Source organism: Pseudoalteromonas sp. Scap03 (genome assembly GCF_013393115.1).
Taxonomy (GTDB): domain Bacteria; phylum Pseudomonadota; class Gammaproteobacteria; order Enterobacterales; family Alteromonadaceae; genus Pseudoalteromonas.
In genome coordinates this window covers 443,280-467,501 of sequence record NZ_VDEU01000002.1, presented here as the reverse complement: position 1 = coordinate 467,501, position 24,222 = coordinate 443,280, and the positions used below count along the sequence as shown (strand labels likewise).

Here is a 24,222-nt window from a genome sequence, read left to right as displayed (position 1 = left end):
TCGTGTGAACTTTAGCATTTTATTAATGTTTCAATATTTTACTGTGCAGATAGTAAGTAGTTTTTATGACAAACAGATGAAAAGTGACTTTTTCAAAAAAAAAGCCATTACATAAATGTAATGGCTTTTTAATATTTATAAATTTTTGCAGTGCAAGTTATAGATTAAAACTTATAACTAACACCGATTTTAGCTTGCCAAGCAGATGAGCTACTAATTCGCGAGTAGTTCCTTACATCAGCGCCGCCATAGGTATTATCAAGTTTATATCTACCTTGGTCGTCAAGCCCACCAAAATCATAAATTGTTTGATTTGAATAGCTTAGACTTTTCTCGATGCCCCAATCACTATTTAAAAGGTTAGCGAAGTTATCAATCATGAAGTATACCTCACCACTATGACCTTGAGCAAAGCCAGGAATTTCCTGCTTTATACTTACATCCATGGTTGTAACCCATGGTTGTGTAGCTGTGTTTTTAGCTAAAATACCGCCACGTTGAGAAATACCAGCACTTTGCAGTAGAGGCTCTAACTCAGCCCAAGAAATTTTTGACTCGCCCCAGTTTACATTTGGATCGTCAGCACCGGTTGGTATGTAAGGTAAGTAAGCACCGTTTGTAAACAGTGAGCTAGTATCCCCTAAATCACCATCTTTATACATTCCCATTGTGTAGCTGAATGGACGTCCAGAGCGACGTTCAAAGTAGACGTTAAATTTAGTTGCATAACCACTAAACAACTCAGCGGTATAACCTAGGTTAACTTTAAAGCTATGCTCTATTTCATAAAACCCGCGAGCAGCAATATCTTCATTGCGGTTTACAGTGATATTGTGTTTATAGTTACCTTCTGCCTGTGATGCCGAACCTGCTGAGGACTCTTTAACATCTTGATGCGCATAACTTGCAGAAATAAATAAACCATTATCCCACTCTTTGGCAATGCCCGTTGATAAGATGATTGAGCGACCATCATCAGATGAGTTCGTCATTTCAATATCAACGTTATCAGTAAGTGAACCTGAATATATAGTTTGATTAATCACGCGTTCACCATCAGCAGCTAAGCCAACAGGTGTAATTGAAGAATTGTGCCATACAGCTTCATTTTCTTTTTTATGGTACGCGATTTCGGCTTGCCACTTAAAGCCGTCACCGAATAGCTCAGAGTCAAAATCATACTCAAAACCAACTTGGGTACGAATACTTGAAGGAAGTTTAAAATCTGGGTCTATATATGCAACACTACCAGCGCCTTGCTGCAAAGAGTTTTTAATTTCATCAGGCACTTGGGTAATATCAGCAGTGTTATTAGCGTAGTAATCATTTATTACATCATTAGGTGCCGATACAAGTGTGATGCCATCACTTTGGAATGAGTTATTATACCAAACATTTGGAATGCCGCCTTGGAAACGACCGATACCACCGCTAATTGTAAGCGCTTCTGTCGCATAATATTTAAAGCCAATACGCGGTAAAATGATATCTAAGCCGTCAAGATTTTCTTGATTGGTGAACCCATAAGTACTGGCAAAATTTTCGTTCAGAGTAGGTTTGTCATCTGATGATAAACGTTCATAACGAACACCTGCTGTAACCTCTAAGTCGTCACCAACATAGAAAGTATCTTCAATGTAAAGTGCAAGTTGATTACGTCTTACATCATAAGCGGTATCAGCCGAATTATTCGTGTAGGCATTTTGATAAGAGAAATCATAAAAGCCTACATTGCGGTTCGCAAAGTCTTCTAAGCTATCAAACTTCCATGAGCCCAATGAGTTTTGAGCAAATAAATTGTATAAACGAAGTGACTCGTACTGAGCTCCAAAATTTATTTCATGCTCATCAGTTAAGTAAGTAGCATCAAATGTTAACGTTAAATTTTGTGTTTCAGAGCGATTTGCATGGCGGTATTGATCTGTACCAAAGCTGTAAGATGGGCCATTACGTCCATCTTCGTCTACTGATATACTTCCTAAATTAGAACGTGTCGCGCTGTCTGAAATGACATCTTTATAAGAAATACCAATTTCAGTTGAAAAGTCTTCAGTCCAATCTGAGTAGAGTTTAGTGGCAAAATTATTGAACTTAGTAACATACGCATAAGTATTTGACTGAAGAACGATGTTATCACCACCGTAGCTTGAATTACGCTCATCTTGATCGTCTTGCCATTGGTAAGTAAAATCTAGGCGATGATCATCACTTGCATTCCAGCTAAGCTTAACTAATAAGTTTTTATTTGTATCCTCTGGAGCACCCGCGAGTGAATCAGTCAGTCCGTACTCATCATTTAAGATTGAAATGAAACGGTTGTAATTAGCTTCAGTGGTATTAAATTCATTTGCAGCACCTGATCCGCTAAAACCATAATCAAGATCCGATTCACTTGACCATTCTGCATAGTTTACAAAGTAAAACAGCTCATCTTCTATTATTGCTCCACCAACATTAAAGCCAAACCTTTCTTCTGTTTGAATAGGCTCTACTTTATTAGTAGAAAAAGTTTTTTGACCAATCGCATCTAGGTCATCTTCTTCAACGATATTAAGAAGATCTCCTGATATATCAGGGGTAGATATTTCATAAAAGCCAGAAAATTTAAACTCATTTGTACCAGACTTTGTTACCGCATTAATAGTACCGCCACCAAAGTTTCCTTTAGAAGCCGAAAAAGGCGAAACATCTACAGAGACTTGTTCAATCGCATCTAGTGCTACAGGGGGTTGTGAGGTTGGGTAGCCACCAAAATTTAAACCAAAGTCATCATTTTGGCCAATGCCATCTACAGTTAAACCATTCGTGCGTGGGTTACTACCAGCAAAAGTTAGTTGACCGCTACCATTAATACTTGCAAGTGGGTTTAAACGCGCAATGTCTTTAATGTCACGATTAAAGCTGGGCATATTATTAATGGTATCTTCACCAAACGTACTGCTAGAACCACCTGATTGTTGGATGATTTTATATCCAGAGACTTCAATCTTTTCAATATTTAGTGGTGCTAGTTGCGACTTCAAGCGATAAGTTTCACCAAGGTTTAAAAAGATGTTTTCAACGGTGGTGTCGTTAAATGTATCAGAGTCGATGATCACCATGTATGGTCCACCAACACGTAAACCATTGGCTATAAAAGTACCACTTTCATTGGTTGTTAACTCACTGATTGTGCCAGTAGGTTGATGAACAACCTTAATTTTAACGTTTGCAGCATTCGCACCTGAAGGTGTGGTGATCTTACCACGCATTGCAGATGAAGTGTCAGCAGCCATAGCGCTTGTTGAAACTCCTAGAGCAAGAATTACTGCCCCAGTTAATTTCGAAAGGCGAAGCTTTGTCATAGTGTTGATTTCCCGTTTAGGTTATTTAAGTTAGAAACTGAATTTATTTTGTTGCTTTTAGTGTTAAAGCTTTTTTTGAACGTTTACTCGCTGGATCAAATAATGTATTTAACAATCCAGCCAAGCGAATGCCCGCTTGTTGTAAGCGCGTTTTTACAATAGGGGTGTGGTTGTAAATATAGTCGTAGCTAATATTTTCTTCTGTTGATTTATATATTTGTAAAGCAAGGTTGTGTGACTCTTCAAGCCAGCTTGTTGGGGTACTGTTTAAATACTCGTTAATTAACTCGTTGTTATTAGTATCTATAAATTGAGCGTATTCAGTAAAAGATAAATTTTCATTTTCTACCAGCTTAGTATCCCATAAGCTATGAAGATTGGTTTGTTGGTTAAAGAAAGAAACCTTAATGCGATTCCCGCCTCTATCTTCAGCTCTACCTGCATGAAATGGTTGATGGCTGTCGCCGACTAAGTGCACTAAAAAACGCAAACTAAACTGCTTTGCTGCAAGGCTTGATTTATCATCTTTCAATACTTTAATTGAATAGTGAATGCCTTCTAATATGTTTGTTACTGATTCTTTATGTTCAGTGTGTTCGTGGTTAAAGCTAAATTTTGCATTGTCATCTGCATTAATATAGTGCCAGCGAGATGATTTTTTTTGCCAAAAATCACCTGGCGCAGAGCGCATTTCATCTGGCCATGTTGAAATTTGTGCTAAAGATTCACCATTGAGATAAGGAATAAGTGCGGCCTTGGTGGTTTCACTTACATGGGCCTCTGCAATTTTACCAACAACGCGGTGGCCGTTTTGCCCCCATGCATTACAGTCTGTGCTTGCAAATATTGCACTAATTAAAAGTGTTAATGAAAGCGAATGTTTTACATTTATCTGCATCGAGGCATCCTAGTAAGTGTGAAATTTAATTTATAAAACCTTATAAGGTCAATTGTCCGTATTTTTCATGTTGATAGAAAGGACTCAATAAAATTCATATTTTCTTATTTAAAGTTGTTTTTTATCAATGCCTTATGTTTGATGGGTAAAATTACCTATTGTAATAAGTAATTAAAATTGTTCAAATGTATTATAACTTCATTTTAGATCGGTGTTTTTTGGATATTAAAAAGTTAATGTTGCATAAAACAGCAATTGTTACATTTATGTTTATAGTGTTGTTGTTTAGTTGGTTTGCTGGTCAAATGGCTGTAGATGAAAAAGAAATAGCTTTCCCAGTGATGATAGAAACATCAACGACATGTCAAACCACGGCAACGGCTAACCAAAATCAGCTTATAGTATTTACACCCTCAAAGTATGTTGCTCAATTGCTCACGAAAAAGTTGTGTGATGATAAAGTTGTGGCAAAGCAATATGGGTCTGTTATTGGCTATTGGGGCTACAGAACCGTCGATAGCTTAGAGTTTGTTGGTAAAGGCATTGCGGATTTAATTTTAGCTAAAAATAATATTATGGAAGCGTTTAGAGCCGAGACTACTTACAATTATCAGCCAGTGGTCGGCTTTTCAGATTACACCGCGTTTTTTATATCTTCAAAAGAGAAGCCTCTGATCACTAAACAGTATTTTTTAGACAAAAAAATAGGCCTGCTAGATTATCCAACTAGCCGATCTGGACATATTTTGCCAAAACAAACGTTTAAGCAATTAGGACTTAATATTGCTCAACTAAAAATAACCTATGCCAGCTCACATAATGAATTGCGGGAATTACTGGCGAACGGGCAGGTTGACCTGATTGCCTCTTTTTGGAGAGAAAATGATAGTAAGCGCTTCTCAAAAAATTATATTACGCCCATAAGCAGTAATGTTGCAGGTACTCGTTGGTACTTAAAAATGCAACATAGCAATACCGATTTACTCTGCGCTGTACAATCTCACTTATTGAGTATGTCTAAAGAACAATCGTTTCAATACTATCACGATGTTGAGCCATATTGGCAATGTAATAACTACCCCGTTACTTTTATAGGGGAGTCGTAATGAGAAAGCTTATATCGCCATTGTGTGTTTTTATATTATTCATTATATTTTCATTGGTGTTTTATATTTCAACAACACATAAGCAGCAACGGGTAAATAAGTTACAAATAGCTCAAATAGAAAAACAAATCGCTTTAGACTTACCTTTGCTCGATTTATCAAATGAGCTTCTTAAACATTCTGGTAATAAAGTTGCGATACAACATTATATACAAACAGTAAATACTCATATCCAAGGCACAGGTATAGAGGTAATTTCGATAGTGCCAGAGCACGAGTTTATTTCATCCTTAAAAACCGATGAGTTTATTCGAAAACTAAATAGTAATAATAGTGTAGTTTTTATAGTTTTATCCTTAAAGCAGCCTCATTTTTCGCATACTAGAATGACTTTTTATATACTACTTTTTGTTGTTAGTGCATTAATTATGGTCATGATAAAGCAGGCTGAAATTTATCAAAGGAATAAAAAACTCATTACTGAGCAGGAGCCAAGTACACTAGAATCAAAGCCATTAATACTCGTGATTAATTTAAAAAGTAAAACTTTATCCAGTAGTTATTATCCCGAGCAAAAAGTGGCGTTAGCAAATAAGCCGTTGTGTTTTTATTTAGCGCTTGTTGAGTTTTGTACTAATAATCCAGAGATTAAACTTAACCATAATAAAAATGTACCCGAGGAGCTGTTAGAACTTGCCAATAAGTACTTTTATCGTTTAGTTGAACTCGGGCATACCATCAGAAAACGACCAAACTTTAATAACAGTTTAGAAAAAACCCTGAGTGAAATTCGTGCGGCGTTAGATGATGTATTGAATGATTGCCCAGAGCAGAAGGAGCTGTATTACCCGCCAAAGGCATTTGGAGAGGGCTCTCGATCACGGATGCATAGCTATGGCTTAGTAAATGTTAACCAAGGGAATATAGAGATAATAGGGAAATAATTTCGAATTAACTGCTTAGGATAATGATTTAACTGAGCTTATCACATAAACCTTAATGAAGAGTGCCATTAGCATTTTAATGACACTCATAATGTTCACACTAGATCACTACTTAGGTGCAAATTCACGTGCATCAACAGGGCTATGCTCAGTAAAAAACCGTTTTAAAGCTTGCGAGTCAGTTTCATCGGTGCTTACAAAACCCACCATTTTTGTGATTTTTGGATAATTATCGCCACCAGAGGCGTTATATTCATTAATACTCATGCGGTATGTTTTGTTTATATCAAGTGGCTTGCCGGCGATAAATACGTCAGTTACCTGCCCAGCTTTTAATTCAAATGCTAAGTTATGATACTGCATGTAAGCACCAGAGTCTGGTGGGAAACGTGTCACGACATTTAAATAGGTTAAAATTTCACTGCCTTTAAAGTCGATATAGGCGACACGGTTTTTGAAAGGTTGTGCTTTAAGTATATCTTTATAACTCACGTCACCCGCATTAATACTATCGCGAACACCGCCACCACTGATAATACCAAAATCGGCACCTACAGTGTTCATTTGTGCTTGGATAATAACGCGCGCAAGGTTTGTTTGCTCAAAGCGTACTTTATTGCGATCTCCCTCAAGCCTGTAATTGACGAAGCCAATTTTCCCCTCAATTTGCTTAGCACCCTTTTGTTGGTATGCTGCCAAAAAGGTCTGTAATGCAGAGTCAGGTTTAATGTAATCTGCAGCTAGAACGGCTTTTATGCTGCCGTCTGGTTGCTTTTTATCGACATATAAATTAACGGGTAATAATTGATAACTCAGTAGAGATAATTGACCGTTTTCTAATTTAAATTCTGCTTTGCCCACATACTTACCCCATTCGTGGGCTTGCATTATCCATGTCCCATTTTGCTGATCTGGTTTACAGGCTAAACCCGGTTTAAAGTTCTCATCAGTAACGTTTTTAGCAGCCATACACACTGGCTCTTGAGAGTGGCCACCAATAATCATATCAAGGGCATTTTTATCTAAAGAGCGAGCAAGTGTGACATCACCAGGGGCATTGATCCCATTTTTAGCATCTGCATAGTGGCCCATATGCGTTACTGCAATGGTAATGTCCGGGTTATATTTTGCTCTTAGTTTTTGGGTGAGTGAGGCAGTTACTTTAACCGGATCTTTAAAATCCAAATGGCCAATGTATTGAGGGTTACCAATTTTTGCGGTATCCGTTGTTGTTAAGCCAATAACGGCAATGGTTAAGTTACCTTTATTAAATATTTTATAGCGCTCAAAAACTGTTTCGTTAGTTTGTTTATCGAAAATGTTTGCCGATAAAAGAGGAAAGTTAGCCCATTTTTGTTGCTGTTTTAATACACTTATTGGGTTATCAAACTCATGGTTTCCTAGAGCCATTGCATCATAGCCGATTTTCGACATACCTTTAAAATCGGGCTCAGCAAATTGTAGGTCCGACTCCGGAATACCAGTGTTGATATCACCGCCTGATAACAATAACACCTGATGTCCCTGTGTCTTTGCCTCTGCTCTTAACTGGTCAATTAGGGTCTTACGGGCTGCCATGCCATATTCGCCTTTTTCATTATGCCAAAAGCGACCATGGTTATCATTGGTATGAAGAACTGTTAAATACTGTGCTGCAGGTTTATTGACAGAATCGCTAGCACAGCCAGATAAACCAAGAAAAAAAACAAGAAAAAAAAGAGTACGCATAAGATACCTATCGATGAATTAAAGCTCAATCTAGTAGGTGGTTAGTGTAAACTAGTTCGAGTTTAAAAAAACGCACTTCTTTATATTTTTTCAGCCTGTGTGGTTTGACGCTGCAGCTCTACAACCCTGTTTCTTCGAGCAAGTTCATCTCGTGCATATTGAGATTTTTGATGATTAACATCAATCATCCATTTCAAAAAGCTCACGGGCAATTGGGTGTATGGCTCACCTTTATGTAATCCAAAATCACAAATAGTCGTGTTATTAGTCATTTTATGTACTCCTATCAATGAGTTAGGGCCTAATGACCTTTAAGTGGCAACAGTCCCTGATTGATAATAACAAAAAAAGAGTGATTGATAAGGGGCTTTTTAAATACCTTGCAAGGTTTAAAATTAATTAAAAAGAGTAACCGTAATGTACACCAAGGCACACAGGCAATTAATTATCCATAACGTGTTTAAAATAAAAATGTAAACAGTTGTAACTGTGGTGTAATTACTTTGCTATGAATTGTAGCGTTAAGTACTTATATATCGATTTACAAAATAAATAGCACTATTCTATGATGCATAAAATATTAATTCTAATGACAATAAAAATAGGAAAAATAATGAAGAAGCTTATCTTAGCCTCAATTTTAACTGCAACAAGTTTTTCAAGCACTGCAACTATAGTCGAAATGCAAACGAGTCAGGGAACGATACAAATTAACTTGTTTGATCAACAAACTCCTAAAACAGTAGAAAATTTCCTAAGTTATGTTGATGATGCTGCATATAATCAAACGGTAATACATCGCTCTATTGATAAGTTTATCATTCAAGGAGGGGGCTTTACCTTTTCTGATAAAATGGATCCAATTACAACCAAACCTTCGGTTATAAACGAACCTATTTATTCAAATGTTAAAGGCACCATTGCTATGGCAAAACAGGGCGGTAATGAAAACAGCGCTACTAGCCAATGGTTTTTTAACATGAGTGATAACAGCCAAAACTTAGATTTACAAAATGGTGGTTTTACCGTGTTTGGACAAGTCACTACGCAAAGCCAAGAAACCTTAAATAAAATTGCTGCCTTAGTCCATTGTTCAGAGGTACCATTAGTTGGTATTACTCAAGAGCAATGTTCAGATGAAAATTTAGTTATTAGTAATCAAAACTTGGTATCAATTCAAAGTGTGGTTGTGCTTGATGATGATCCTAATTCAGCACAAAACTTGACACCTAAAGAAAATACATTAATTGATAACGTAGAAGTTACACCACCAAAAACTTCAGACTCTAGTGGTAGTGTAGCGTGGTTATTAGGTGCACTACTGCTAGTAGCACCTCGATTAAAACGTACAAAATAAACTTATAAAAAATAACGGCGAATTGTTAAATTCGCCGTTATTTTTTAGTGGTAAAGTACACCCAGCACTAGCAAAATCCACATTACAAACACAGATAAGCAGCCTAGTAAAAACACTCTAAAACGGGCTCTTAAATGATTACTACCCAGGTGAATGATGCTGTGAATAATTCGTGTAGCGACAAATAAACAGGCAAGTACTGCAATACTGACACTCGCCATATTAAGCTGTAAAGCAAGTAAACATCCCGCATAAAAAAGCACAGGTATTTCGAATTGGTTGCTAAAGTTACGATCAGCAACTCTGACATAATCGCCCGCATTATCAAGGCGCATAGCAGCAAAATCATTTAACTGTATCTGTTTATTTTTGGCCGCTGCAAAACGACGTTTTCCCATAATCACCATAACAACTAATGAAAGTGTTACCTGCACAAACATGGCCATTATTATTATCTTTTCCATAACTTACCTTATTATTTTCTTTGAGTATTCGATTGTTATTCACAATGTGTTACACAATTAAGTACTAATTAGTAGCATAGTATTACTTGATGATGGTAGTTTATTCCTGATTTAGTATTTTTGTAACACTAAACACGTATTTAACAGCAATGGATATAATTAAAATGAGACACGTCATCGGCTTAAGTGCAATTGCACTGGCAATATTAAGCGGTTGTTCGAATACCGCCACTCTTTCTCAATCTTCACAAACATCACTGTTGTCATCAACGCTCGTTGTTAGCCCTAACGATAACCGTGAATATAAAACCTTGAAACTTGCTAACGATATTGAAGTGATTTTAGTCTCTGATCCAAGCGCTGAAAAATCTGCTGCTTCACTGAGTGTAGGTGTAGGTCTGTTACATGACCCAATGAGCCAACAAGGTATGGCGCATTACCTAGAACATATGTTGTTTTTAGGCACTGAACGATACCCTGATACCAAAGGGTACTCCGATTTTATGACTAAAAATGGTGGTGCGCATAATGCTTATACTTGGCTCGATATTACCAACTACATGTTTAAAATTAATAACGATGCGTTTGATGAAGGCTTAGACCGCTTTTCAGATTTTTTTAAAGCCCCTAAGCTTTACCCAGAATACACAGAAAAAGAAAAAAATGCAGTAAATGCTGAATGGTCAATGCGTCGTGAAATGGACTTTTTCGGCCAATTTAAACTTGCACGTAAAATGATGGGTGAACATCCGGCTAACCGATTTTTAATTGGTAACCTTGAAACCCTAGGCGATAAAGCTGATAGTTCATTACACAAGGAAACGGTTGATTTTTATAATAAATATTATTCAGCAAATATTATGAAAGTGGCGCTGATTTCGAACTTACCAATTGCAGAAATGCAGAAAAAAGCACAAAAATACTTTGCTGACATTGAAAATAAAAATATTGAAAAGCCAAGTGTTACAGCTAGCTTAGATTTTGATAATGCCGGTGGTAAACGTGTTTTTTACTCACCAAATGAAGACGTAAAACAATTACAACTCGATTTCACAATTACTAATAACCAAAATGAATTTGCAGTAAAACCTAATCGCTTTGTTGCCTATTTACTTAGTAATGAAATGCCAGGTAGTCCAGCGCAAATATTACGTGATAAAGGGTGGGTATCTCAGTTATCAGCCTCTGCCTCTGCAAATCAGTATGGCAACTACGGTTCTTTGAACGTGAATATAGAGCTGACTGATGAGGGTATGAAAAACCGCGAATCAATTGTCGCGACAATCATGCAATACATTGACTTGATTAAGCGTGAGGGCGTTAATAGTAAGTACTTTAATGAAATTCGCACTTCTTTAAATAATCAGTTTAAATTTTTAGAAAAGGGCGATGAGTTTAACTATGTCAGTGCGTTGACTCAAAGCATGCAAGATTACCCGTTAAATCATGCGATAAACGCACCGTACTACTATGCTCAATTTGATGCTGATGCGGTGAATAATGTACTTAAGCAACTTAACGCCGATACACTTCGCATCTGGTATATTTCTCAACAGGAAGATACAGATTCTGAGCTGCATTTTTACGATGGCAAATATAAAATTAACGATATTAGCGATGCAGAAATTGCCAGCTGGGAAAAACCAAGTGATTTTAATTTAGCATTGCCAAGTGTTAACAATTTACTACCAGAGAGTTTTGCTATTAAAACGCAAGCTTTTAAAGAGCAGAAGCATCCTGAGCTTAGCTATGATAAAAACGGCGTAAAAATTTGGCGCCAAGCAAGTCAGCAGTTTGCAGAGCAGCCTAAAGGTTTAGTTGAGGTGTATATCAACACGCAAACAGGTTTGCATGATATTAACTCAACCGTACTTTATTCTGTTTGGGCTGATCTGTATAACACTCAATTAAGTCAGTTACGAACTGAAGCTGCCATTGCTGGCATGAACGTTAATTTAAGCTCAAGTAATGGATTGGTGCTATCGTTAAGTGGTTTTACTGATAAACAAGATATTTTACTTAAACAAGCGTTAGCTGGGTTTGATGCTGAAATTTCAGCACAAGCGTTTAATCAAGCGATTGACCGTTATCAGCGAGATTTACTTAATCAACAAAAACAGTTCCCGTATGCACAAGCATTTGGTGAGTATTCAAAGCTAACTCGTACTGGCAGTTTCGATACAGAAGCGCTAATTAAGGCTGCAAAAACACTAACGCTTGCTGATTTACACGCTTTAAAGCAAAGCACCTTAGCGAATAATAACTTACGTGTATTTAGCTACGGTAACTACAACGAAAAGGACATTGATGCTATTGCTGCTGAGTTAGCGGCTATCTTACCAAGCAAACATACTCAAACGGAGTTTGCACGCAGTAAAGCGTGGTTACCGCAACCGGGTGAAGCGCGTGTATTACACAAAGATATTGATGTCGCCGATGTAGCGGTGGTCGATATGACCATTCACCCAACTCCTGGTTACAAACAAAAAGCACAGGCAGCTGTATTGCAAGGTCACTTTAGAACAATCGCGTTTGATAAAATGCGTACTGAAGAGCAACTTGCTTATGCAGTAGGCGCATTAGCGCGTCCTATTGAAGATTACTCAGGTATTGGTTTATTTATCCAAACACCTGTGAAAGGGCCAAAAGACATTCAAGGTCGCTTTGACAAGTTTAAAAAAGAGTACGCTTCTGAGCTTAATGCCATGAGTGAGGAAACATTTGCACAGCTTAAAAATGCAACTTTGGTTTCGTTAAAAGAACAGCCAAAGAATTTAAGCGACGAAATGAGTCCATTGATTAACGATTGGTATCGTGAAAACTTTGATTTTGATTCAAGACAAAAATTAATTGCAGAGGTGGAAAAAGTCACCCTTGCTGATATTAAAGATTACTACCAGCAAACAATGTTAAACCCAAAAGCAGCACGTTTAAATGTGCAGCTACGCGGCACTAAGTTTAGTGATAGCGAGTTTGCTGATTTGCCAAATCAGACTAAAGTGACGAGTTTAGATGCTTACTACAGCGATATAAAATTGCAAAAGTAAGTTTGAAATTACTCTAAAACCAAAAAACCCAGTCATCGTTGACTGGGTTTTGTTTTAATGTCGTTAAATTATAGCTATAGCATTGAACTCCAAGGAGTTATTTTGAATATTGCTTTTAAAACTGAACGTTTACTTATACGCTTTGCACAAATAGCTGACGCGGCTGAGTTACTTAAGTTAGTTAACCAGGCCAACTTTATTAAATACATTGGTGATAAAGGTATTCATACCCTAGACGACGCTAAAAAATACATCAAAGACAGCTTTATAGCTGCCCATAAAGAGCACGGTTTTGGGCCTTATATGATCACACTCCATGATGAAACTGTGGTTGGTATTGTTGGTTTTTATCAGCGAGCGACTATGCAACATCCCGATTTAGGGTTTGCGTTAAAAGACGGCTTTGAAAAAAAGGGATATATTTTTGAAGCAGCTACAATACTTTTAAATAACAGACATAAATTAGGTATAAAAGATGTATGCGCAATTACTTCAACGGCTAATTTAGGATCTCAAAATACACTATATAAACTGGGTTTTACTGAGGTGGGTAAGGCAGTCATCAATGCTGATAAAACCACCATCAGTGTATTTATTTATGATTGAGTCTTGTTTTTTCAATTGTATTTGCCACATTTGAATTTATCTCTAGCCACATTTTTTCAAGGGTAGCGACTAATGAATTGTAGCCATCGTTATCTATTGGCGTTACATTTGAGAAGTTATGAATGCTTAGTAAACGTCTGCCTGATTCTGGGTGGGTATAGTACAAACGCCATAACCCAGAGATATCTGCATTACCTTGCAGATCGCCGTTAAAGTGATGTAATTCATATTCTAGTTCATAAAATATTTGTTGTTGTTGGTCGGTAATGACCGGCAATCCTTTTATAACCATCCAGTTGCTCATGGCATTAAATAATGTTTGTTGCGCAGTTGTTGTAAGCATTACATCCGGCGATTCGCCCCACAAGTGATAATTAGCAGCATGAACTTGATTATTATCTACTTTCATAGCAATACCACGGTTATTCAATGCCCCCCTTAAGGTAACTGTTTGCACCCTGAGTTGTGCTTTTGTATCTTGCACATTTCGCGAAGAGTCAGTTATGGGTTGTTCAAATTGGTAATATTGAGTTGCAGTTTGAATAGCCGAGCTACAACCACTTATAATCAAACCAGCTAAAATTAAAAATAGTGCTTTCATTATTGTTTCCTTGGTTGCGGGTCGCTAGGCAGTGACTTATCAAAAATGAGCATGTTAGGTTGTTCGTTTAACCCACGAGTAAGTGGTTGGAATTCTTCAGATAAACGCCTAATTTGCAGCAGTGTTTGTTCAAGCTGGTGGTGCATTTGTGAGCCTGCTTGATAGCTTGCCATGGTTTTATCAAACTGCCGCATGGTTATTTCAAATTGCTCCATACTTTTGGTTATTTTTTCGAGATTACGATTAAAGTCACCGGGTAAATTTTGGGTGTCAGGTTTACTTAATAATGTGCGCATTTCACTGGCCAACGCTTGATACTCGCTGAAAGTTGTTTGCATTTTTGCCAAACTGTCTTCAATTTTTAAATTATTTACCTTATTCAGCACATCAGACACTTGGTCAGCAAGCACCGTTATACCACTAGATACACTCGGAAACACATCGTATTGAGCAAGCTTTTTAAGCTCGCTTTTTGGGGTGTCAGTATAAAAGTCAAAGTCGACGTACACTGCACCAGTGAGTAAATTCCCCGGTTTAAGCGATGCCCTCATACCATTTTCAATCCATTCGTTTATGCTTGATGCCCAATACTCTTTAGCTAAGGCATTGTTGTGATATAAACGCCCATACTCGACTTTGATCAATACGGGTACTGCGGTATTTTTAGCACGAAAATGAGCGGGTTTGCCATCTATTATTACGTTCGCAGGAGCTTCAACCACAGTACCTATGCGTGTTCCTCGGTACTCTACTGGAGCACCTACACGTAAGCCTCGAATAGATTGCTCAAACTCAATAAGGTAATAATCAAAATCATAAAAGCGCTCTTCTAGAGCTTGTTTATAGCTCTGGCTTAAAGAAAAGCTATGACCGTCTTGTGCTAAATCGCCAGGAGCTTGCTGTTCAGGTAGTCCGACAGAGATCCCCCCTTTCAATAATTTGCTCAAAGAACCGGTGTTAATGTTAATACCATCTGCGGAAAGATCTATTTCTATCCCTGAGTTAACCCAAAAAATAGAATTTAAGGTGATCAAGTTCTCATAGGGGGCTTTAATAAAAATACCGTATTGCATTGCTTGGTTTTTCCAATCAAAAGTAGCGGTTTCTATTTGGCCTATTTTATAGTTTTTAAAAAATATGCCAGTACTCACATCAAGTACTTCTGCATTGTAACTGAGTAACTTAAAGCGCCCACCTTGAACATCTTTGCCTATTAATGCAGGCTCTTCTTGAAGTTTAAACTGCTTCTTTAGTTGTTTACTTTCGCCTGGCGAAAACTCTAAATAAACACCTGAGAGCAAAGTGCTCATGCCACTAATGCCAGTTTCATCTATGCGAGGTTTTACCACCCAAATACGGGCATCTTCAGTAAGCAAGTTATCGTAGTTTTTATCTATTTGTGCTCTGGCTATCACGCTGTCTTGACTGTTGGAGAGGCGAATGTGATCAATTTGTCCTATTTTAACACTCCGTACTTTAATTTCTGTTTTACCGGCAACAATGCCCTCGGCTTGCGGCATAGAAATATAGATTGTTTGCCCTTTATTTAATTGGTATTGATAAAGCATCCAAATACCTACCAATAAGGCAACCACGGGAATAATCCAAATCGCAGAAATACGTGTTTTTTGTGCTACGTTGGCTGTTTTAGTCATGCTTTATTCTCTGCGTTTTTATTTTTAGGTGAATCCCACAGTAAACGAGGGTCAAATGCGTGTGCTGCCATCATTTGGCATAATACCATAACAGTAAAAAAAACGATGCCTAAACCCGGTATAACCGACATCAAATTTCCTAGCTGCACTAATGCAACTAATATAGCCACAACAAACACATCAATCATAGACCATTTTCCTATAAATTCAGTAAGTTGATACACTTTTGTGTAACCTTTTGTATGCAGGTTGGCGGGTTTTGTAACCATAAAACATAAAAAACTTAAAATGAGCGCTTTCGCTAATGGCACCACCACACTTGCAAAAAAGATAATCAGCGCAATAGGGTAGGAGCCGCTATTCCATAAAGTAATAACACCAGAAATAAGCGTGGCAGGGGTTTCATCCCCAAGGCTGATAGTGTACATAATGGGCAGTAAATTCGCGGGGATATAACAAATTACTGAGGTAACTAGCCAAGCTGCTGCTTTTTGAACGCTGTACGGGTTTCTTAAGTAGGTTTTACTATGGCAACGAGGGCAGATTAGGTCAACGCTCAACTGGTGGCAAACATGGCAGGCTTTTATATTATCGTCTATTGCACGTTCTGCGCCTGCACTACTTTGAAGCCGAATTGCCGGGCTTACCTGCGACCACAACCTTGCACGATTTAGCCGTGTTAACGCACTAACATAAAAAATTACAAATCCCACATAGGCAAAAAAGCTGGTACCAAAGCTAACCTCAGCTAATGACATTATTTTAACCATACTAACCAAAACACCAATCAAAAATATTTCTGACATGATCCAAGGTTCAAGTGCCAAGGTAAACTTTAATAGCCTTTTTGCAATTGCTTGCGGCAGCGCTTTGAGTACCCCTAAATGTAAAGGGATCAAAATAATGAGCAAACTCATAGGCAGAATAATAATGCTGATATCAATAAACAGGCCGAGCAGGTCACTATCATAATTAAATAGAATGCGAGCAGCATCAGGTAGGGTAATTGTTTGGGTAATACCATTGCTACTAAAAGAAATAAACGGATAAAACATACTACTGAGCAACATCAGCAGTGCGCTGAAGCTTAACGCGACTATTTCGATATCATGGTTAACATTAACACCGCGAATTTTGTGATTACAGCGAGGACACAGTGCAACCTGTTTGGCATTAATGTCGGGAATTTCAATGATAAGATCACAGCTTGGACAGGCAGTTTGCAAAATGTTAGCTTATAGTTAATTCAATAATTTAAATATTGCTATAATTAATAGCTAAATACAAACGCTGCGACTAAATTACTAATAATATAAAAAGAAAAGTAATCTCAACAACTGAAAATAAAAACGGATTAGGTGATAGTGTGAAAGTGGTTTTTTTATTGGCCTTAGTATGTTTATGTAGCGATAGCTTTGCATTTATCAAAGATAATAATCAGCAACGAGTTACTGTTGCTGCTAACCCTACTGTTGCACCCTATGTAATAAGTGAAACTGATTCAGGAATTCAGCTCGAAATTGTAAAAGCAGCACTAAGTAATCAAGATATAAATGAAGTCGATGTACAGTACATGTCAAATCAACGTGCAGATGCCTTATTAAACCAAGGTCATGTTGATATCGCATTAAATTATTCAGGTATTTTAATTACAGGCATATATCGAAGCCAACCTGTTGTCAGCTACGAAAATGTGGTGGTGAGTCTTAAAAAGAGTAGCTTTACTATTGATACTATTTACGATCTGGCGACTAAAAGTGTTTTAGCATTTCAGAATGCACCTGCCTATTTACCCAAAGAATTTGGCCACAACTTAGAGAATTTAAGAGGCTATGAAGAAGTACTCAACCAACAAGCGCAGATACACCACTTAATGGCAGGCTGGGTTGATACCATTATTCTCGATAGGCGTATATTTCTTTACTACTTAAAGGAATATCAAAAAACCAATGCCACCAAAGATTTTGTTATCCATACTATTTTTCCACCTGCGGCAAGACCTGCGTATTTTAAAAATGATTTGCTGAGGCAGCAATTTGACCAAGGCTTAGCCAACATAATTCAGAGCGGTGAATATCGCACCATAATGCTTAATATAGATAAACAATATACCCAGCGCGACTTCACTCGTTTTTAATTGTTAATCAAATAAAGCCACGGTTTGGCGGGTTAGGGCAATAAGCTCACCTGATTGCGACCAAATACAGCCATCTTCAAGTCCGTAACCATCTTTTGAGTGATGAGTAATTGCTTCAAAGCCCAACCATTCACCCGGGGCTAAGTTAGGCGCTTGTACAAATTCTAAATACCACGACATACTACTTGCCGGTGCTGGTTGTTTAAACATTTGCAGCAAAGTTGGTGGCCATGCGTCAGTAAGGGCAATAACATGGGCTTCTGTAATTGCTTCTGGCGTATGTTTGAAGCGCATCCAACCACCTAAATGAGAGGTTTCAGCACTGCTAAACGGCATGGCTCCTTGTTGAGGGCATAAATCAACATGTTGAAAAAATTCTGGCATTTGCCCAGGTACAAATCCTAAACAGTGGCGTTCGTTCACAGGGTGTAAGCCTAGCGACTTTGATACCGGTACATTAATTGATGAATTACGATTTTTAGCAAAACAGGCCTGCACAATAACGCATACTGCGTCATCTTGAATGGCTTTGGCTAGCACTTGGGTACTACTTTTTCCTTCACGTAATATTTCTACCGACAAAGAAAATGGCTTTTCAGCCAATAAAGGGCCGACAAAGTTTGTACTTAAAGAAAGCAGTCGTCTTGATGAGTCAACTTTATTGCGCATTGCTTGATAAAGAAGCGCCGCAGAGAGGCCGCCAAAAGCAGTTCTACCTTGGCACCAATTAGCAGGAAACTGCATAGTATTGGTTTCTTGGTCCGTTTTCTTACTTGCTAGGGCTGCTTGTTGTAATAATTGTTCAAAGTGCACAAATAATGTCCTTTTAGTGTTATTTGCTGAATTTATATCACACCCAAACTCATCAGACCAGACAATAAGGACTCTCCTAAATAACAAAAAACGAGCAATCCTTACTCTTTTTAGGGTTATTTAGTAAATAAATTAAAAAAAATGAATTTTTTTTCATTTTTACAGTTGAATTAAGTTTGTGGCATCCCTATTAACTAGTCATCGAACGTATTAACGAATTTAGAAGTTGGAGAAGATTCATGGGTAGAATTATTGGAATCGATTTAGGTACTACTAACTCTTGTGTTGCAGTACTTGATGGTGACAAAGCACGTGTTATTGAAAATGCGGAAGGCGATCGCACAACCCCGTCTATTATTGCTTACACGCAAGACGGTGAAACGTTAGTGGGTCAACCTGCAAAACGTCAAGCGGTAACTAACCCAACAAACACATTGTTCGCAATTAAGCGTTTAATTGGTCGTCGTTTTGAAGACGAAGAAGTACAACGTGATATCGGCATCATGCCTTTCAAAATTATCAAAGCTGATAATGGCGACGCATGGGTTGAAGCGGGCGGCGAAAAACGCGCTGCACCACAAATTTCTGCTGAAGTACTGAAAAAAATGAAGAAAACAGCTGAAGACTTCTTAGGTGAAGAAGTAACTGAAGCGGTAATCACAGTACCGGCATACTTTAATGATTCACAACGTCAAGCAACCAAAGATGCTGGCCGTATTGCGGGTCTTGAAGTTAAACGTATTATCAACGAGCCAACGGCTGCAGCACTTGCATACGGTATGGATAAAAACCGTGGTGAAAACGTTGTAGCAGTATATGACTTAGGTGGTGGTACTTTCGATTTATCAATTATTGAAATTGATGAAGTTGAAGGCGAGCACACATTTGAAGTTCTAGCGACTAACGGTGACACTCACTTAGGTGGTGAAGATTTCGATAACCGTGTTATCAACTACCTAGTAGCTGAATTTAAGAAAGATCAAGGTATCGATTTACAAACTGACCCACTTGCTATGCAACGTGTTAAAGAAGCAGCAGAGAAAGCAAAAATTGAGCTTTCATCAGCACAATCTACAGAAGTAAACCTTCCGTATGTAACCGCTGATGCGTCTGGTCCTAAGCATATGAACGTGAAATTGACACGTGCTAAGCTTGAGTCATTAGTTGAAGACTTAGTGACTAAGTCAATTGAACCGCTTAAGCGTGCACTTGCTGATGCAGACCTATCTGTGAACGATATCAACGATATCATTCTAGTGGGTGGTCAAACTCGTATGCCACTTGTTCAAAAAACAGTAGCAGAGTTCTTCGGCAAAGAGCCACGTAAAGACGTTAACCCTGATGAAGCAGTTGCAGTAGGTGCAGCGATTCAAGGTGGTGTACTTGCAGGCGACGTGAAAGACGTATTATTACTAGATGTATCACCATTATCTCTTGGTATTGAGACTATGGGTTCAGTAATGACGGCACTGATTGAGAAAAACACGACGATTCCTACTAAGAAATCGCAAACGTTCTCAACAGCAGAAGATAACCAATCTGCGGTAACCATTCATGTGTTACAAGGTGAGCGTAAACGTTCTAGCGATAACAAATCTCTAGGTCAATTTAACCTAGAAGGTATTCGCCCTGCACAACGTGGTACACCACAAATCGAAGTAACATTCGATGTGGATGCGGATGGTATCTTACATGTATCTGCTAAAGATAAAGACACAGGTAAAGAGCAAAAAATCACCATTCAAGCGTCTTCAGGTTTAAGTGATGAAGAAGTTGAAAAAATGGTTCGCGATGCAGAAGCACATGCTGAAGACGATAAAAAGTTTGAAGAGTTAGTAGCTGCACGTAACCAAGCAGACGCACTTGTTCACGGTACACGTAAACAAATTGAAGAAGCGGGTGATGCATTACCAAGCGAAGACAAAGAAGCAATTGAAGCGGCTGTTGTTGACCTTGAAGGTGCAATTAAGAGCGACGACAAAGCAGAAATTGAAGCTAAAACACAAGCACTTGCTGAAAAGTCTCAAAAACTAATGGAAATCGCCCAAGCTAAAGCACAACAAGCAGGTGGTGATGCCGGTGCAGAGCAACAACAGTCTGCTAAGCAAGACGACGATGTTGTTGATGCAGAGTTCGAAGAAGTTAAAGACGACAAGTAATTGTTACTAACGCTTCTCGCTAACCGAAAACACCATGACTACATTGCGTGTTTAAGTTAGGATGAACACCTGAGGCGCGTAGGCTAAAGCTTAACGCGCCTTTTGCATGTAAGAGATGTAAGTAAAGTGCTTTAAAAATTCAATGATAAATCGATATGATTTATCGGTTTGTCCAGCAGCTAGCGCTGCATATAGAAAAGAGTAGTGTGATAGATATGTCAAAACGCGATTATTACGAAGTCCTCGGCGTAAGCAAAGATGCGAGTGAGCGAGACATAAAAAAAGCGTATAAACGCTTAGCGATGAAATATCATCCAGATCGTACCGCCGGTGATAAAGACCTTGAAACCAAGTTTAAGGAAGTAAAGGAAGCCTACGAAATATTAACGGACGATCAAAAACGTCAAATGTATGACCAATACGGCCATGCTGCCTTCGAACAAGGTGGTGGCGGTGGTCACGGTGGCTTTGGTGGCGGTCAAGGTGATTTTGGTGATATTTTTGGTGATGTATTCGGTGATATTTTTGGTGGCGGCGGTGGCCGACGCCAATCTCGCCAGCAACGTGGTTCCGATTTACGTTACAACATGGACTTAAGCTTAGAAGAAGCGGTTCGTGGTAAAGACGTTGAAATAAAAGTACCGACTTGGGTTAGTTGTGACCCGTGTGACGGCAGCGGTGCCAAAGCGGGTTCTAAGCCAAAAACATGTACAACCTGTCACGGTGCTGGCCAAGTACAAATGCGCCAAGGTTTTTTTGCCGTACAACAAACATGTCCAACCTGTCATGGACAAGGTCAAATTATCTCAGATCCTTGTAACAAATGTCATGGTCAAGGCCGCGTTGAGAAAACCAAAACGCTATCGGTAAAAATTCCAGCAGGTGTTGATACGGGTGACCGTATTCGTTTATCTGGCGAAGGTGAAGCTGGTATGCACGGCGCACCAGCAGGTGATTTGTATGTGCAAGTGTCGGTTCGTGAGCATAAGATATTTGTTCGTGAAGCGAACAACTTATACTGTGAAGTGCCTATTAGCTTTACTACAGCAGGCCTTGGCGGTGAAATTGAAGTACCAACATTAGATGGCCGTGCAAAACTTAAAATACCGTCAGAAACACAAACGGGTAAAATGTTCCGTATGCGTGGTAAAGGGGTTAAGTCTGTACGCAGTGGTGCTCAAGGTGACTTAATTTGTAAAGTAGTGATTGAGACACCAGTTAATCTTAATGAGCGTCAACGCGAGCTGCTAACTGAACTTGAGGAAAGCATGGGCAAAGATAGCTCAAAGAACCGTCCAAAAGAGCAAGGCTTTTTTGATGGTGTTAAAAAGTTTTTTGATGACCTAACTAAGTAATTATTAGGGTCAACAGAACTTAGGTAAAAACGGCGCTTCTTTAAGCGCCGTTTTTTTGTTTAGTATGGTAAGTTATCAGAAATATATTGAGGACATTATCAGATGACCCCAGCGATAGAACAGCTAAAAAAATCCCGAATTAAATTTGACGTACTTAGCTATGAGCACGATGTAAACAACACTAATTATGGCCTTGAAGCAGTTGAAAAGCTAAACCTTAATAGCGCCCAAGTTTTTAAAACCTTGGTGTTAGAAACGTCAGAACAACAGCTAATTGTAGCAGTGTCGCCCGTTACTCAGCAGATTAATCTAAAGCAATTGGCTAAGCTCTGCGCAGTTAAAAAAGTAATGCTGGCAGAGCCGCAAAAAGTACAGGCAAGTACAGGATATATTTTGGGAGGCGTTAGCCCTCTTGGACAAAAAAAGCGCTTAAAAACCTACATACACTCAAGCGCATTGGACTTTGATACTATTTATGTGAGTGCCGGTAAGCGAGGGCTTGAAATTACACTCAGCCCAGCATGCTTAGCTGGGCTTATTCAAGCTTCGTTTGGTAGTTTTTAAATGCTCTATTATCAAACTTGCATTGTGTCAATAAAACTGATTATTTGCTTCAACAGCTATAGTTAACTAATGTAGATACTATCTATAACAGTTTTTGTTAATTCATTTTGATAAAAATTTGTTTGCACCTACTTTGGTTAAACATCCATATGAGAGTATTAGTTGTTGATGACATGCCATTAATGCGTCATGTATTAATTAATATGTTGAGACAGTTAGATTATAAAGACATCGTTGAAGCAACCGATGGTCTGCAAGCATTAACTATACTGCAAAATCAGCTCATAGATTTGGTTATAACAGATTTACATATGCCGAAAATGGATGGTCTAAACTTACTTGATGCTATTAGAAACGATACTGAGCATGCTCAGCTTCCGGTACTTATGGTGACCTGTGAAGACAGCTCTGAGACCGTAAAAAAGATAATTAATGCAAAGGTATCAGGGTTTATTATAAAGCCCTTTTGTATGAATGTACTGTCGGCTCAATTAACACGTTTAGCTAATAAAGTTTAATAACACAATATTTTTTAACATAATTACCTAATCAATAATCACTCTGATCAGTAATGCTTACTGCCATCAATTTCTTTTCTATCATGTGATAGCATGTACGCCATAGTAATCGTAAAATAACCATTGAGGTAGTATGGCTAAGCCCAATAAAAAAGGGCCTACAAAAACGGTCGATATATTTTGTTCTGCATGCAAAGCGCCTTTATTTAAATATCGTAAAGGGGGCAAAGGGGCGTTGGTAAAATGTTTTATAGAACGAATAACCCAAGATCACACTCATACTGAATGTGTATGCCCTGGCTGTGAACGACCTTTTGCACGTCCGGCGATCATAAGAGGGACTGCCGCTTATAAAATGATAGGTGGTAAAGTCACTTTTAAATAAACTGGCTATTTAATCCAAAGTATCAAGAGGCGGACATATGCCCTTGTGTGCTTTTATTTCACTGGTAAACTTCGCTGGTTTTGCTGTTTCAATGATTGAAAAAAACCCTCCCCATGGATTGGGCCAGTCAGTTGGGTTTTAAAATGGAAAAGGATAGACGTGTGATTGCACTTTTATTTGATATTGTTGGTATGAGTGGCACTTTTTTAGTGGTTGGTTCGTTTTTTTTATTGCAACTAAATAAGGTATCGCCAAAAAGTTTAGTCTATAACATGATGAATCTAAGCGGTGCTATTTTGTTGCTTATTAGTCTTTGTTATAACTTTAACTTAGCGAGCTTTGTGATTGAAATATTCTGGATCGCAGCCTCATTAATTGGTTTGTATAAGTATTTTAAAGACAAACCAGCGCTAGCAAAAGCGTAGACTAAGCTAAAACAGCATCCCTTTTGCAGGGAATTAAACCGTGAAATATTGTTTGTTTCACGGTTTTTTAGTTTCAGTACACTTGTTAACAAAAAGTTTCTTCTGCAAAGGCCTAT

General features: G+C 38.2%; 21 protein-coding genes. 12 read left to right on the top strand and 9 right to left on the bottom strand.

Annotated elements, in window-relative coordinates:
* Positions 1-164: 164 nt before the first annotated feature.
* Both FHG08_RS17435 and FHG08_RS17430 read right to left on the bottom strand, forming a co-directional pair.
* Positions 165-3,344 (bottom strand): TonB-dependent receptor, encoded by a 3,180-nt coding sequence (locus tag FHG08_RS17435; protein ID WP_178957281.1) that lies wholly within the window; start codon positions 3,342-3,344, stop codon positions 165-167.
* Between the two features lie 43 nt (positions 3,345-3,387).
* Positions 3,388-4,242: a S1/P1 nuclease gene (locus FHG08_RS17430; RefSeq protein ID WP_178957279.1), complete on the bottom strand. Its 855-nt coding sequence runs from the start codon at positions 4,240-4,242 to the stop codon at positions 3,388-3,390.
* 236 nt (positions 4,243-4,478) lie between these two features.
* Between FHG08_RS17430 and FHG08_RS17425 the strand changes: the two genes are divergently transcribed.
* Together FHG08_RS17425 and FHG08_RS17420 are read left to right on the top strand one after the other, a co-directional pair.
* Entirely contained in the window at positions 4,479-5,348 is an 870-nt protein-coding gene (locus tag FHG08_RS17425; protein ID WP_178957277.1) for a hypothetical protein, read from the top strand.
* Positions 5,348-6,292, top strand: a complete 945-nt coding sequence (locus tag FHG08_RS17420; RefSeq protein WP_178957275.1) for a hypothetical protein — start codon at positions 5,348-5,350, stop codon at positions 6,290-6,292. Before FHG08_RS17425 ends, FHG08_RS17420 begins: the two co-directional genes overlap by 1 nt.
* Before the next feature lie 108 nt (positions 6,293-6,400).
* Here FHG08_RS17420 and ushA read toward each other — a convergent pair whose 3' ends face one another.
* Together ushA and FHG08_RS17410 are read right to left on the bottom strand one after the other, a co-directional pair.
* On the bottom strand, positions 6,401-8,020 hold the full coding sequence (ushA, locus tag FHG08_RS17415) for a bifunctional UDP-sugar hydrolase/5'-nucleotidase UshA (RefSeq protein ID WP_178957273.1): 1,620 nt from the start codon (positions 8,018-8,020) through the stop codon (positions 6,401-6,403).
* 80 nt (positions 8,021-8,100) lie between these two features.
* Positions 8,101-8,292 carry a hypothetical protein gene (locus FHG08_RS17410; RefSeq protein WP_178957271.1) on the bottom strand — a complete coding sequence of 64 codons (192 nt, stop codon included), beginning with the start codon at positions 8,290-8,292 and terminating at the stop codon, positions 8,101-8,103.
* Between the two features lie 341 nt (positions 8,293-8,633).
* Here FHG08_RS17410 and FHG08_RS17405 point away from each other — a divergent pair, with 341 nt between their 5' ends.
* Positions 8,634-9,377, top strand: coding sequence for a peptidylprolyl isomerase (locus FHG08_RS17405; protein WP_178957269.1), 744 nt, complete (start codon positions 8,634-8,636; stop codon positions 9,375-9,377).
* A 44-nt stretch (positions 9,378-9,421) separates the two neighbouring features.
* Here FHG08_RS17405 and FHG08_RS17400 read toward each other — a convergent pair whose 3' ends face one another.
* A complete protein-coding gene (locus tag FHG08_RS17400) occupies positions 9,422-9,841 on the bottom strand; it encodes an MAPEG family protein (RefSeq protein WP_138607794.1) in 420 nt (139 codons plus the stop codon).
* Between the two features lie 164 nt (positions 9,842-10,005).
* Between FHG08_RS17400 and FHG08_RS17395 the strand changes: the two genes are divergently transcribed.
* Positions 10,006-12,888, top strand: coding sequence for an insulinase family protein (locus tag FHG08_RS17395; RefSeq protein WP_178957267.1), 2,883 nt, complete (start codon positions 10,006-10,008; stop codon positions 12,886-12,888).
* A gap of 102 nt (positions 12,889-12,990) precedes the next feature.
* Positions 12,991-13,494: a GNAT family N-acetyltransferase gene (locus FHG08_RS17390; protein ID WP_178957265.1), complete on the top strand. Its 504-nt coding sequence runs from the start codon at positions 12,991-12,993 to the stop codon at positions 13,492-13,494.
* Here the strand turns inward: FHG08_RS17390 and FHG08_RS17385 are convergent.
* Genes FHG08_RS17385 through FHG08_RS17375 form a run of 3 tightly spaced genes read right to left on the bottom strand, consistent with a single transcriptional unit; the run spans position 13,481 to position 16,976 of the window.
* Entirely contained in the window at positions 13,481-14,095 is a 615-nt protein-coding gene (locus tag FHG08_RS17385) for a membrane integrity-associated transporter subunit PqiC (RefSeq protein ID WP_178957263.1), read from the bottom strand. The two genes, FHG08_RS17390 and FHG08_RS17385, sit on opposite strands and share 14 nt — an antisense overlap.
* A complete protein-coding gene (pqiB, locus tag FHG08_RS17380; protein ID WP_178957262.1) occupies positions 14,095-15,750 on the bottom strand; it encodes an intermembrane transport protein PqiB in 1,656 nt (551 codons plus the stop codon). The genes FHG08_RS17385 and pqiB overlap by 1 nt, the downstream gene beginning before the upstream one ends.
* Entirely contained in the window at positions 15,747-16,976 is a 1,230-nt protein-coding gene (locus FHG08_RS17375; RefSeq protein ID WP_178957260.1) for a paraquat-inducible protein A, read from the bottom strand. Before FHG08_RS17375 ends, pqiB begins: the two co-directional genes overlap by 4 nt.
* A 140-nt stretch (positions 16,977-17,116) precedes the next feature.
* On the opposite strand from FHG08_RS17375, the gene FHG08_RS17370 reads away from it, so the two are divergent.
* Positions 17,117-17,887 carry an ABC transporter substrate-binding protein gene (locus FHG08_RS17370; protein WP_178957259.1) on the top strand — a complete coding sequence of 257 codons (771 nt, stop codon included), beginning with the start codon at positions 17,117-17,119 and terminating at the stop codon, positions 17,885-17,887.
* A 3-nt stretch (positions 17,888-17,890) separates the two neighbouring features.
* Here FHG08_RS17370 and FHG08_RS17365 read toward each other — a convergent pair whose 3' ends face one another.
* Positions 17,891-18,700, bottom strand: a complete 810-nt coding sequence (locus FHG08_RS17365) for an acyl-CoA thioesterase II (RefSeq protein ID WP_178957257.1) — start codon at positions 18,698-18,700, stop codon at positions 17,891-17,893.
* 239 nt (positions 18,701-18,939) lie between these two features.
* Between FHG08_RS17365 and dnaK the strand changes: the two genes are divergently transcribed.
* From dnaK to FHG08_RS17335, 6 genes are all read left to right on the top strand, one after another.
* The gene (dnaK, locus tag FHG08_RS17360) at positions 18,940-20,859 is read left to right on the top strand and encodes a molecular chaperone DnaK (protein ID WP_138621414.1); all 1,920 of its coding nucleotides are present in this window, start codon (positions 18,940-18,942) and stop codon (positions 20,857-20,859) included.
* A 215-nt stretch (positions 20,860-21,074) separates the two neighbouring features.
* Entirely contained in the window at positions 21,075-22,214 is a 1,140-nt protein-coding gene (gene dnaJ / locus FHG08_RS17355) for a molecular chaperone DnaJ (RefSeq protein WP_138608032.1), read from the top strand.
* A 102-nt stretch (positions 22,215-22,316) separates the two neighbouring features.
* Positions 22,317-22,778: a Cys-tRNA(Pro) deacylase gene (gene ybaK / locus FHG08_RS17350; RefSeq protein WP_178957255.1), complete on the top strand. Its 462-nt coding sequence runs from the start codon at positions 22,317-22,319 to the stop codon at positions 22,776-22,778.
* Positions 22,779-22,927: 149 nt separating this feature from the next.
* Positions 22,928-23,296: a response regulator gene (locus FHG08_RS17345; RefSeq protein ID WP_178957244.1), complete on the top strand. Its 369-nt coding sequence runs from the start codon at positions 22,928-22,930 to the stop codon at positions 23,294-23,296.
* 133 nt (positions 23,297-23,429) lie between these two features.
* Positions 23,430-23,681 carry a hypothetical protein gene (locus FHG08_RS17340; protein ID WP_138607811.1) on the top strand — a complete coding sequence of 84 codons (252 nt, stop codon included), beginning with the start codon at positions 23,430-23,432 and terminating at the stop codon, positions 23,679-23,681.
* 161 nt (positions 23,682-23,842) lie between these two features.
* On the top strand, positions 23,843-24,106 hold the full coding sequence (locus FHG08_RS17335; protein ID WP_131692315.1) for a hypothetical protein: 264 nt from the start codon (positions 23,843-23,845) through the stop codon (positions 24,104-24,106).
* The last annotated feature ends 116 nt before the right edge of the window (positions 24,107-24,222 follow it).

Excerpts from the sequence above, each read along its gene's own strand:
- FHG08_RS17435 (WP_178957281.1), bottom strand. The coding sequence starts at position 3,344 with ATGACAAAGCTTCGCCTTTCGAAATTAACTGGGGCAGTAATTCTTGCT.
- FHG08_RS17430 (WP_178957279.1), bottom strand. The coding sequence starts at position 4,242 with ATGCAGATAAATGTAAAACATTCGCTTTCATTAACACTTTTAATTAGT.
- FHG08_RS17425 (WP_178957277.1), top strand. The coding sequence starts at position 4,479 with ATGTTGCATAAAACAGCAATTGTTACATTTATGTTTATAGTGTTGTTG.
- FHG08_RS17420 (WP_178957275.1), top strand. The coding sequence starts at position 5,348 with ATGAGAAAGCTTATATCGCCATTGTGTGTTTTTATATTATTCATTATA.
- ushA (WP_178957273.1), bottom strand. The coding sequence starts at position 8,020 with ATGCGTACTCTTTTTTTTCTTGTTTTTTTTCTTGGTTTATCTGGCTGT.
- FHG08_RS17410 (WP_178957271.1), bottom strand. The coding sequence starts at position 8,292 with ATGACTAATAACACGACTATTTGTGATTTTGGATTACATAAAGGTGAG.
- FHG08_RS17405 (WP_178957269.1), top strand. The coding sequence starts at position 8,634 with ATGAAGAAGCTTATCTTAGCCTCAATTTTAACTGCAACAAGTTTTTCA.
- FHG08_RS17400 (WP_138607794.1), bottom strand. The coding sequence starts at position 9,841 with ATGGAAAAGATAATAATAATGGCCATGTTTGTGCAGGTAACACTTTCA.
- FHG08_RS17395 (WP_178957267.1), top strand. The coding sequence starts at position 10,006 with ATGAGACACGTCATCGGCTTAAGTGCAATTGCACTGGCAATATTAAGC.
- FHG08_RS17385 (WP_178957263.1), bottom strand. The coding sequence starts at position 14,095 with ATGAAAGCACTATTTTTAATTTTAGCTGGTTTGATTATAAGTGGTTGT.
- pqiB (WP_178957262.1), bottom strand. The coding sequence starts at position 15,750 with ATGACTAAAACAGCCAACGTAGCACAAAAAACACGTATTTCTGCGATT.
- dnaK (WP_138621414.1), top strand. The coding sequence starts at position 18,940 with ATGGGTAGAATTATTGGAATCGATTTAGGTACTACTAACTCTTGTGTT.
- dnaJ (WP_138608032.1), top strand. The coding sequence starts at position 21,075 with ATGTCAAAACGCGATTATTACGAAGTCCTCGGCGTAAGCAAAGATGCG.
- ybaK (WP_178957255.1), top strand. The coding sequence starts at position 22,317 with ATGACCCCAGCGATAGAACAGCTAAAAAAATCCCGAATTAAATTTGAC.
- FHG08_RS17345 (WP_178957244.1), top strand. The coding sequence starts at position 22,928 with ATGAGAGTATTAGTTGTTGATGACATGCCATTAATGCGTCATGTATTA.
- FHG08_RS17340 (WP_138607811.1), top strand. The coding sequence starts at position 23,430 with ATGGCTAAGCCCAATAAAAAAGGGCCTACAAAAACGGTCGATATATTT.